This is a genomic window from Acetobacter papayae JCM 25143 (assembly GCF_000613285.1).
Classification (GTDB): Bacteria; Pseudomonadota; Alphaproteobacteria; order Acetobacterales; family Acetobacteraceae; genus Acetobacter; species Acetobacter papayae.
In genome coordinates, this window is sequence record NZ_BAIN01000142.1 from 1 (window position 1) to 1869 (window position 1869).

Sequence of the window (1869 nt, forward strand, 5' to 3'; positions counted from 1 at the left end):
CGTAGGGGATCTCTGTTGCATTAGGAACGTCGTAAATATTCTCTGAAAATGCAGACGCGAGACGATGGTCTAAAAGCGCGGTTATGATATCACGGCATGTTTCAGGTGTAGGGACGATCTGTCCAGCAGCATTAAACGTTAAAGTCAAACCATACGTCAGATGCTGCTGCTTTAATCTGCTCATAAAAGCAGGATCTTTGTAATGACCTTTTTGACGTATTGAACACATACGGCGGAGCTGAATTTTATTGTTACCTACAAAATCTGTTAACGCATCCAAGGATGAAAAGATTTGCGAGAAATCTGTTTCTGCTTGGAGCTCGTTAAATTCCTCTGCATGAGCTTGCCGATAATGTAGAACAGATTCAAAATTTGCTTTGTGTGGAATAATGATTTTATCGGCAGCGATAAAAAAATCTACGTGCTTCGATAGGGAGAAGGAAGGTGATTGATCCAAAGCTAATGCATTTTCTCTGAATACTATATCAATTACCTCCTTTCGGCGTTTCGTCCGCCATGAAGAATCTGTTCTTCTTACGGCGTGAAGTACATTTTCCCCATCGGTCAGTCGTACAACAAAAAAATAAGTATTTGTAATATGAGACTCTTTTTTGACTTTCTTTTGAGGTAGTGCGTTTGCAGATTGATTGACGATCAAGCTGGCGTGGGTTTCGTCAGTGTCGATAAGAAGAGCGCTAGATTCGTTGTTCTGAGCAAGAAGGCCATAATCATGCACTTCTTTTATACTGCTTCTAGCTTCGATGATCGCTTCCTTCAAAGCGGTATTGAGATCGTCATTTGTAGCTATCCAGTGCCCGTTATAAGTGGGAGCTGCTCCACCTGCGCCTCCGGACTTCTTGAAAAGCCAGACCGTTAAGCCTGCATTGCTAACGTCAAAATTACTCAAATATTCTGGAATATTCATGATAAATCCTAAGGTTTAATAATTTGGATGTCTTGGACGGGCCATTGCTTGTAGATACCAGGCTCTAGATATCCTTTCACCAATGCACGTCCTTTATGTTGGGTATGGCTTCCAGCAAATGAATACGTAACGTCGTAAAGTCTCCAGCCGAGAGCGATGAGAAGAGGGTTAAGAAAAATCTGTCCAGATTTATGTGTAAGCCAGAACATCCAACCCAAAAATACACAGAAACCTACAAATTTATTTGTTTCATTGTAATCGACTCCCATGAATGACACCACATAAGGAAGTGTGTAGTTCATGAGATCTGTCGGAACATATTCTGCTTCACAAACAGTGATGTCCTGGGTTGGCCGAATTATTAAAAGAGAAATAATGGTTATCCCAAAGCATATCATTGTAATTATAAGAAAACCAATCGAATATTTCGCGTCATTCACAGGGATCGAACAAGTTCCCGTTTTGAGGGGCCAGCAGAATCCATGAACCAACGCTTTATAGTCGATATTTTGGGAGAAAAGAATCACCGCCAACGGCAGGTAAGATCCTAGAAATACCATAATTGCCGTTAAGAGCCGGAATTGCATATCGCCCTCCCTTTATATGGAATTATCCTATAAGGACGCACCCATCGCTCCAGAATATTTATTTTCCCAAAATAAGGATACCCAAATTAACGAAATCTTCTCATTTATCGACCCGTTGTGGCTGTTCGATTTGGTAAGATCTTCGGTTTTTCGTTTCAGCCATTGAAGAAAAAACTCCCTAGGCATTGTTTACTCCGAATGGGGTTTTCATTTTCATCATTTCCCGGCTTTTTCTCCACGAGATAAATTCAGAACCTTGGCTTGATAATCTCCGTCAGGGTTAAGCTTACGTTCTTTTGATGGAACCCTTTCTTGACGAAGTCTGGTAAGCGTAACTACTTTTTCTTTTGTTTTACG

General features: G+C 40.9%; 2 protein-coding genes. Both read right to left on the minus strand.

Annotation, left to right across the window (positions count from 1 at the left end; translation table 11 throughout):
• Positions 1 to 925 (minus strand): Kiwa anti-phage protein KwaB-like domain-containing protein (locus tag JCM25143_RS14965; RefSeq protein WP_148300161.1); only part of this gene is annotated, 925 nt, incomplete at its 3' end.
• 8 nt (positions 926 to 933) lie between these two features.
• Positions 934 to 1512 (minus strand): hypothetical protein, encoded by a 579-nt coding sequence (locus JCM25143_RS14970; RefSeq protein WP_025861816.1) that lies wholly within the window; start codon positions 1510 to 1512, stop codon positions 934 to 936.
• Positions 1513 to 1869: the final 357 nt, after the last annotated feature.

What these genes read in the sequence shown, in the direction of transcription:
- JCM25143_RS14970 (WP_025861816.1), bottom strand. Translation starts at nt 1,512, where the DNA reads ATGCAATTCCGGCTCTTAACGGCAATTATGGTATTTCTAGGATCTTAC.